The organism is Methanogenium sp. MK-MG (assembly GCF_009914725.1).
Classification (GTDB): Archaea; Halobacteriota; Methanomicrobia; order Methanomicrobiales; family Methanomicrobiaceae; genus Methanogenium.
On the sequence record NZ_JAAAWJ010000089.1, the window covers coordinates 1 to 6,816 of the forward strand.

A 6,816-nucleotide genomic window follows, 5' to 3' on the forward strand; every position below is an offset into this window, starting at 1 on the left:
CATAATATTCTGATCTTTCATCGCATTCAGCACCGCAACGCGGCGGTTCACCTCGGAAGTGAGGGTATCATACGTCCAGCCCCGCTGCTCCATGATGGCCGCATAGACGAGCGACCGTCCGCTGTAGCTGAATTGATCCGTCACCGGATCATATTCAAAGACCGTGTTCACCCGCAGGTTGCCGGTGCCGGGGTCAATACCGGCTATTTCCACGATCTCGGTTGCCCGGCGGACCCGTTCGCGCCCGATGTAGGTGAGGGCCTGGATGCTCACGATATCAAGCGCCTGCACCATATTCCGCGGCACATTGAGCGGCTGGTTTTCAAGCCGGTGGATGGCAGAGTCCACATCATTCGCATGCATCGTCGAGAAGGTGGTGTGGCCCGTGTTCATCGCCTGGAAGAGGGTCTGCGCCTCATTGCCACGGACCTCACCCACGATGATATACTCCGGCCGCTGGCGCATCGCCGCCTTCAGGAGGTCAAACATATCAATTTTAGACGCGGAGGTGTCGGTAATCGCATCGCGGGTGACCGATGCAATCCAGTTATCGTGATATAAGGTGATCTCGCGGGTATCCTCAATGGATACAACCTTTGAGAGCGGGGGAAGAAAGAGGGAGACCGCGTTCAGGGAGGTCGTCTTCCCGGATGCGGTCCCGCCCACAAAGAGCAGGTTTTTGTTATTCTCGATACCCATCCAGAAGTAGGCGAGCGCCTCTGCGGAGAAGGTGCCACGCATCATCAGTTCGACCGGTGAGAAGGGGTCTTCACGGAATTTGCGTATGGTAAACGATGTCCCGCGGGTCGTCACCTCGCTGCCATAGGTGAGCTGCAGGCGAGAGCCGTCCGGGAGGGTGGCATCGAGGACCGGGTTTGATATGGAGACATGCTTCCCTGACCGCTGGGAGAGACGGATGGCAAGCGAGTTCAGGGAGTCCTCGTCAAACCTGACATTGGCCTGCACATTCCGGTAGTCGCGATGGTAGAGAAAGACCGGTATACCGATGCCGTCACAGGAGATGTCCTCAAGTTTCGGGTCCTTCATCAGCGGGTCGAGGCGGGCCCAGCCGAGGAAGTTACGGTTGATGTAGTACATGACCCGGTAATAGGACAGTTGGGTGAGGGTGACTCCGTAGTCGTCCAGAAGACCGATGCTCTTTGAACGGAGCACCACTTCACGGTTCTGCCTCACCTCGTCATCGGTGAGGATGAGTACGTCACGCAGGTCGGCGTGCAGGCGTTCGACGATCTCATACTCAAATTCACTCAGTTCCGGTTCATTGAGATGGTATTCATGCTGCCGGGTCACCCCGTTTTTGATGATCATCACCTCAGAACAGCCGGGCACAATCCAGTAGCGCTCCACAAGGTGGTAGCCCTCCGGGACATCCGCATCCACGAGCGGCCCGTGGGTCTCCACGTCATATGGGTCGGCGGTCTTATCCCTGCGGTGCAGCAGACCCGCTAAAAGCCCGGTCCGCTTCTTTCTTCGCTTCGGGTCGGTGATCACATCGGCAGATGCTGCCGCATCCGCACTCCTCCTTTTGGCATCCTCAGGAGTATCTGCGCCGCCCTGAGACTCCGGTGTCTCAGGTATATTTGCCCCTTCTGCAGCCTCTGCCGGTAGAATATTCTCTTCAGCCATTATCCCCTCAATCCCCGGACAATCACGGCAAAAACCGAAACGGGTGTTTGTATCAAAACAATTGACCCGCCTGATTATAAAAATGTCCCAAAGCGAACATAACGGGCAATTAAAGAATAATTTTAAACCGTCTGGAGATAGAGCAGATCTATGCAGGATTCTCGCATGAAGCACATGCCAACAGGAATTCCTTCTTTCGACCCGGTCCTCAGCGGGGGTGTCCCCCTCGGGTCGGTGATCCTTCTCTCCGGCGGGCCCGGCGGGGGAAATATGGAGTTTGCTTACAGTTCAGTCCTCTCCCACGCCCGGACAAAGAGAGGAGGGAAACAGAACAGTGCTGACAATATCTGCTACCCGGAGGAGATTATCTACTTCACCTTCACCAAGCTTGAGTCCTCAGTCCGCCGTGAGATTGAACTATCCTTCCGGGCCGACAGTGACAGCTTCGACGGGACAGTACGCTTCATCGACCTTTCAAAGATCTACTTTGACGCCTCGGTCGTGCCGCGGGAATGGTACAGCAAGACCGATATCGTAGAGACCCTCCGGACCAGACACCATGAGTCGGAAAGCCTTATCGGTGAACTCACAAAACAGTTGGGAACGATTGCCGCAGGCAGCCTTATCATCTTTGATTCCCTCACCGAAATCGCCACCCAGGCCGCTACCGAGAGTGAATGGCGCCAGTTCATCAGTTTTCTGCGGGGGCTCCAGCGGGTCTCAAAGCACTGGAAGACCACATATTACCTGCTCATATCGGATTCCATCTTTGAACCACGGAGAATGGCAGAGATCAAAGACTGCTGTGACGCGGTGATTGACTTTGAATGGGAGGAGACCGGCGGCAGACGACGGCAGCGGGTGATGTTCATCGAGAAGTTCCGCATCGTGATGCCTGCGCTTGAGGAGCAGGACTTCGTGAAGTTTGCCGTCAGAATCACCGCCGAAGGCGGATTTGAGGTAAGCAATATCAGGATGGTGATATAACAGATGGAACGCATACCGTTCGGCATCAATGGTCTGGATCAGATGTTCGGCGGGGGGCTTGTCCGCCGGAGCATCTGTGCCATGATCGGCACATACGGGACCGGCAAGACGACCTTTGCCCTCCAGTTCATCTATGAAGGACTGCGCCGGGGTGAGAAGGTCATTTACTTCAGTCTGGAGGAGCGCGAAGACCGCATATATGACGTAATGGCAGACCGGCGGTTCAGGATTGACAAGTATCGCAATGAATCGCTCTTTGTGATAAAACTCGATCCCGGCGACTTCAATCTCTCCATCAACTCCATCAAAAAGGACCTGCCTGACATGATCACCACAATCGGTGCCACCCGGGTGGTCATTGATCCTGTCTCACTCTTTGAAGGCCTGTATGACGACCCGTCCGAGCGGCGCAGGGAGATGTTTCATTTTATCGAACTCCTCCGTGACCTGGATGCCAACTTCCTGCTGACAAGCGAGACCAGCACCACAGATGCCTATGCGAGCAAATACGGGCTCATTGAATACCTCTCGGACACCGTGGTCGTTCTCCGCTACATCCGGCCGGAAGACTTCACCGAGGTGCATATGTCAATCGAGGTGGTCAAGATGCGGCGGAGCAACCACTCCCGCGAAATCAAGCCCTACGAAATTCTCCAGGACCGGGTGAACGTCTACAACGAAGCCAGTGTCTTCTAATCTCTTTTAAAAAAATACGGGGAGCATATCCCCTCTTTTCAGCACCTATACGGTAATGCCCAGAGCATTGAGCAAAAGCAGTATGATAAATCCCGGAATACCACCGAGTGCACAGATGAGGATGGACGCAAGGGAGATGGGGATGTCCCCCATCCCGAGGATATTAAAGAAATTGAAGACCAGCAAAAGGACGATACCCACCACTGAGTTGATGATCAGTTTGCCGACATTCTTCAGGAAGTACCAGAGTGCCACTGCTATCGCAACGGCAATAACCAGTGTGAGGATGGTTTGAATCATTACTATTTACCAATGATCGGAAGGCTATTGAACCTTACTTCAGGCAGGGTCATCCGGCCGATCTCCCGTTGTTCTTCACCGGCACCGGCGATATCCGCGAGCATCGCAAAGAGGTTGCCGGAGAGCATGCCCGAGCGTATGGGTGCGCCGTATTCCCCGTCCTCCACCCAGGCGGCATTGGAGAGTTCAACCGAGAAGTCGCCTGTGATCGTATTGGCGGTATGGGCACCGATGAGGCCGTGGGCAAGCACCGCCTTCTCCTCGCGGACCGCATCGCGGCGGGCATCGAGCTTCAGGCAGTGCACACCGATGACCGGGGCACCGCCGGCGCCACCGCGTACCGCACTGCCGGTCGAGGCCTCCCCGTAGCGGTATGCGGTCCGGAGGTCGTAGGCAAAGGACTGCACGGTGCCCTCCCTGATGTAGTCAAGCCTGCGGGTGGCCACCCCGTCTGCGTCCCAGCGCGTCGCCCCGATGCCCACGTAGGGATCGTCATACATGACAACGGAGGGGTCCATGCAGGCGACACCCTTTTTGTCAGCTAAGAATGACCGGCCGGCATGGACTGTTCTGCCCGAGAGTGCGGGCAGAAGAATGCCGCCTATAAGCTGTGAGAGGGCGGTCGGTGCGAGGACGACGTCAGCCGTGCAGGAGTCAATGTCCCCGGCACCGACCCAGTAGTCTGCCTGAAAGACCGCCTCTTCTGCCACCCGCTGTGTGTCGATATCCCGGAGGTGGCTGACATGGTCAAACTCATAGCCGGTCGAGGTCCCGTTGATCACCTCAAGCGAGGCGGAGGCCGACGTTGCCTCACGCGTGTAGAAGACACCGTTCGTGTTTGCAATCAGAGAAGAGCCCTTACCGAGGGAGACACCGCCGCCTGCAATCTCTGCCTTGCCACACTCTGCTGCCTTGCAGAGCGAGGTGATCAGATCGGTTGCCGTCCCGGCGTCAACAGTGAGGGACGGGTCGCAGACATCGATGTCACGGGAGAAGGTCACGGGTTCCGGCAGGCCGTCCCAGACCTGCGGGTCGGCGATACGCCCGGAAGCGAGGGCTGCTGCAAGACAGTCCTCCCAGCGGGCGGGGGACATGGTCATCGAGGCGCCGATATGCCCGTCGGTGATGGTCCGGATGGCCAGTGCCCAGCTGACCGCCTTCTCTGCTTCACCCACCTGCCTGCGGCGCAGTTCAAGGGAGACAGAATCCGAGACACTGAGATAGACCTCAGCCTCGTCTGCCTCATGCCCGGCCTTTGCAAGGATGGTCTCCACGAGATCCGCATAGTCGGCTGCATTATGCATGGCGACCACCTACCACCGCATTTCTGAGCAGCAGATGGGGCGACCCGTCGGTGACAGGCACACTCTGCCCCCCCTTGCCGCAGTATCCCGGCGTCAGCTTCAGGTCGGTTCCGCAGAGTGCGATATTGTGCATTGTCGAGAGAATATCTCCCGACAGCGACACATCCCGCACCATGCCCCGCTGTTCGCCGTCTTCAATCAGGTAGCCGTATTCGGCATTGAACTGGAAGACCCCCCGGCCCGGATCCACCTGGCCGCCGCGGGAGCCCTTCAAAAGAATGCCTGTCTTACAGCCTTCCAGGAGTTCGTCCATGGTGGCGTCGCCGTTTTCAATGAAGGTGTTTGACATCCGGACGATGGGTGAGGAACTCCCCTCTGCACGGGCATGCCCGGCCTCGCCGTCACCCACGGCAGCAAGGGTCTCCCGGCTGTGCAGGAAGTTTTTCAGCACACCGTCCCTGATAATCTCGGTCCGTTTTACAGCCACTCCTTCGGCATCCACCGGCATAAACCCGAATTCAGGCAGGGTGGGATCATCGACGACGGTCACCACGGAGTTTGCAATCTGCCGGCCGATCATATCCTTGATCACCGAGACCCCTTCCTTGACGAGATCCCCCTCGCTTGCATGCCCGATGGCCTCATGGGCAAAGACACCGGCCAGTTCGGGATCAAGGAGGGCATTCATCGTGCCGCCCCGTGCGGGTGCCGCATCAAGGAGCAGGAGGGCACGTTCGGCCGCTTCCCTACCCTTCTCCTCTTTGTGGCGCAGGTTCAGCCCGGTGATGGCATGTTCACTCTCCCGTGCCTGCTGCATCTCGCCGTTTTTGCCTGCAACAGCAAGAATGGAGTAGCCCGACCGGAGCGACTCATATTGGTATTCGTTGCCGGAGGAGTCCATGAACCGCACCGTCCCCTCGGACTCGATATAGCGGGCACGGGTGTTTACGATACCCGGAAGGCGGGCGGCAGACTCAATCGAGGCCAGCAGTTCGGTCTTCTCTTCAAGAGATATATCACGCGGATCCTCTTTTATTGCGGGAACAGGCAGGACGCCGGTCTTCACATCGGCGAGTTCAACCCGTTCCCCGGTCGCGTGCGAGAGGGCGAGGGCATCTGCCACGGCCCGTGAGAGACCGCTCTCCCCCGCATCCGAGAAGTTGTCGATGATGACCATACCCCACCCGGTGGCTCCGAGTGCACGGACGATGGCCGTATCGCCAAAAGACTGACCGGCCGCCTCAATGGTCCCGTTTTCGATATCTATATGGGTGGATGTCCCGACCAGGTGGCGGACATCGTAGTATCGTGATTCTTCTGTTGCCATGGACTAAAACCTGCTGGAGCATGTACTCTCCTGCATTCAAAAAAAAGATTTGGAAAGGGTCCCAAAAAACGGAGGGGGTACCTGCAGCGGTTATGCACTGGCAGGTTTTGCGTCCTGCGTCTCTGAGATGAATTTCATCCGGTGGGCCGATATCTCTTTTATTTTTGTCATGAAGTCCTCTTTGCGCTCGAATACGAGGGCATGTTCGAGAACCTCTTCGATGGTTGTGACCGGTATAATCTCAACCATCTTCGCATACCGCTCTTCAATGACCACGTCTGCAAGGTTTGACTGCGGTATGATGACCGTGCGGATACCGGCCTTTGCCGCCGCCTCAATCTTGTAGGTCACCCCGCCAATAGGCAGCACCTGTCCGCGGACAGAGAGCGACCCGGTCATGGCGACGTCCTGCCGAACCGGTATGTTCTCTATGGCACTGATGACGGCGGTTGCCACCGTCACCGATGCGGAGTCACCCTCCACACCATTGTAGGTGCCAAGGAACTGGATGTGGATATCCATGTTCCGGATGTCTTTGCCCGTGAATTTCTTGAG

7 protein-coding genes are annotated in these 6,816 nt (G+C 57.1%); 2 read left to right on the forward strand and 5 right to left on the reverse strand.

The features are described 5' to 3' along the window. Nucleotides 1-1,647: type II/IV secretion system ATPase subunit (locus MKMG_RS10025; RefSeq protein WP_165077704.1), on the reverse strand; the 1,647-nt coding region annotated here is incomplete at its 3' end. A 150-nt stretch (nucleotides 1,648-1,797) separates the two neighbouring features. Between MKMG_RS10025 and MKMG_RS10030 the strand changes: the two genes are divergently transcribed. Then, nucleotides 1,798-2,634: an RAD55 family ATPase gene (locus MKMG_RS10030; protein WP_165077705.1), complete on the forward strand. Its 837-nt coding sequence runs from the start codon at nucleotides 1,798-1,800 to the stop codon at nucleotides 2,632-2,634. 3 nt (nucleotides 2,635-2,637) lie between these two features. After that, nucleotides 2,638-3,330, forward strand: a complete 693-nt coding sequence (locus MKMG_RS10035) for a KaiC domain-containing protein (RefSeq protein WP_174235652.1) — start codon at nucleotides 2,638-2,640, stop codon at nucleotides 3,328-3,330. 45 nt (nucleotides 3,331-3,375) lie between these two features. On the opposite strand, the gene MKMG_RS10040 is transcribed toward MKMG_RS10035, so the two are convergent. The 4 genes from MKMG_RS10040 to MKMG_RS10055 form a co-directional block, all read right to left on the reverse strand. Further along, nucleotides 3,376-3,630 (reverse strand): pro-sigmaK processing inhibitor BofA family protein, encoded by a 255-nt coding sequence (locus tag MKMG_RS10040; RefSeq protein ID WP_165077706.1) that lies wholly within the window; start codon nucleotides 3,628-3,630, stop codon nucleotides 3,376-3,378. Nucleotides 3,631-3,632: 2 nt separating this feature from the next. Next, the gene (locus MKMG_RS10045) at nucleotides 3,633-4,934 is read right to left on the reverse strand and encodes a TldD/PmbA family protein (RefSeq protein ID WP_165077707.1); all 1,302 of its coding nucleotides are present in this window, start codon (nucleotides 4,932-4,934) and stop codon (nucleotides 3,633-3,635) included. Next, nucleotides 4,927-6,261 (reverse strand): TldD/PmbA family protein, encoded by a 1,335-nt coding sequence (locus MKMG_RS10050; protein WP_165077709.1) that lies wholly within the window; start codon nucleotides 6,259-6,261, stop codon nucleotides 4,927-4,929. Before MKMG_RS10050 ends, MKMG_RS10045 begins: the two co-directional genes overlap by 8 nt. Before the next feature lie 90 nt (nucleotides 6,262-6,351). Continuing rightward, the coding region (locus tag MKMG_RS10055) for a S16 family serine protease (protein WP_305847782.1) at nucleotides 6,352-6,816 on the reverse strand (465 nt) is incomplete at its 5' end.

Excerpts from the sequence above, each read along its gene's own strand:
- MKMG_RS10030 (WP_165077705.1), top strand. The coding sequence starts at position 1,798 with ATGCAGGATTCTCGCATGAAGCACATGCCAACAGGAATTCCTTCTTTC.
- MKMG_RS10035 (WP_174235652.1), top strand. The coding sequence starts at position 2,638 with ATGGAACGCATACCGTTCGGCATCAATGGTCTGGATCAGATGTTCGGC.
- MKMG_RS10040 (WP_165077706.1), bottom strand. The coding sequence starts at position 3,630 with ATGATTCAAACCATCCTCACACTGGTTATTGCCGTTGCGATAGCAGTG.
- MKMG_RS10045 (WP_165077707.1), bottom strand. The coding sequence starts at position 4,934 with ATGCATAATGCAGCCGACTATGCGGATCTCGTGGAGACCATCCTTGCA.
- MKMG_RS10050 (WP_165077709.1), bottom strand. The coding sequence starts at position 6,261 with ATGGCAACAGAAGAATCACGATACTACGATGTCCGCCACCTGGTCGGG.